The sequence below is a fragment of the Leuconostoc sp. UCMA20149 genome (assembly GCF_030400235.1).
Classification (GTDB): Bacteria; Bacillota; Bacilli; order Lactobacillales; family Lactobacillaceae; genus Leuconostoc; species Leuconostoc pseudomesenteroides.
Genome location: NZ_VJYC01000038.1, coordinates 1 through 1,248, shown reverse-complemented (window position 1 = coordinate 1,248; position 1,248 = coordinate 1). Strand labels below are relative to the sequence as shown.

Sequence of the window (1,248 nt, the reverse complement as noted above, 5' to 3'; positions counted from 1 at the left end):
AATTAACTAGCGGACTCAGTGGTGAGTTGTCGATATTGAACCGGCGACAGACCATTGAGTTTTTGTTTGATACGGTGATTGTTGTAATAATTGATAAAGTCATCAACGACCACTTTGAAATCATGAAATGATTCGTACTGTTTATGATGCACGATATTGGCTTTCAAAATATGGAAGAAGCTCTCAATCGGTGCATTGTCGACTGGTGTTGATTTTCGGCTCATGCTTTGCGTCATGCCAAAATCCTTTAACGTTTTAATAAACAGCGGTGTCTGATAATGGAATCCCTGATCACTATGAATAATAGCCCCACGATATTTTGACAATGATTTTAATGGCCGTATGACAAGCGCCATGGTTGGTGTTTTGGCTAAATGATACGACAGGACTTCGCCTGCATATAAATCGACGAACGCCGTCAAATAAGCTTTATTATGATCGTCCAACTGAATTTCAGTGACGTCTGTGACAATCTTTTGGTAAGGTGCGTCAGCTTGAAAGTCGCGTTTAATGACACGTTCGGCAATCCGCCCAACCGTACCGCGATATGAATTATAGCGACGCTTACGCGTGTTATACGTGGTGCTGAGGAGTGCGTTTTGACGCATAATGCGGAGCACGCGCTTGTGGTTAACCAAATAACCTTGGTCGTGCAACAACGTTGTCACGCGACGATAACCATATTCGTTTTGGAATTGGGGTGACTTAATCTGACGGATGACGTCAGCTATTTTGTGATCTGATGACGTGTTGACTGGATGCGCTTCCAGATAGTAATAGGTACTGCGTTTCAAGTCGATTAGCGTCAATAAATCATCTAATTTGAATAATTTAGTCCGCCTTAGTGACGTTACTGCCGTTTGTTTTTCTCGGTTCGTTGATCCACTAAGGCTTTTAATTTTTCTAATATCGCCACTTTCATCTTGAGTTGATAATTCTCTTGCTTTAAGTCAGCGAGTTCTTGTTGTTCGGGTGTGAGTGGATGAATGCGCTTGCGTCCCATAGTCGGTGGTCTGCCTTTCGGTTTAGGTTTTAACCCATTGTAACCGAAAATACGGTAAGCTCTCAACCAATTAGCAATCGTCGTGCTTGGAAAAACAGCGAAATAGCGCGCAGTCTCTGTCTGTGAGTGTGTTACACGATAATTCAATACGGTCATTTTGAATTCTGGTGAATAGACTCTGTGATTTTTAGACCCAATTGATCCAGTTATCAGAAACTCATCTCGCCACTCAGAGATTGCTTGGT

General features: G+C 42.3%; 2 protein-coding genes. Both read right to left on the bottom strand.

The window, feature by feature from the left end:
- Positions 1 to 2 precede the first annotated feature (2 nt).
- Positions 3 to 899, bottom strand: coding sequence for an IS3 family transposase (locus tag FF105_RS11510; protein WP_257974860.1), 897 nt, complete (start codon positions 897 to 899; stop codon positions 3 to 5).
- Positions 851 to 1,248, bottom strand: a 398-nt coding sequence (locus FF105_RS11505; protein WP_290046927.1) for a helix-turn-helix domain-containing protein, incomplete at its 5' end; no start/stop codon positions are given. The genes FF105_RS11510 and FF105_RS11505, both read right to left, overlap by 49 nt.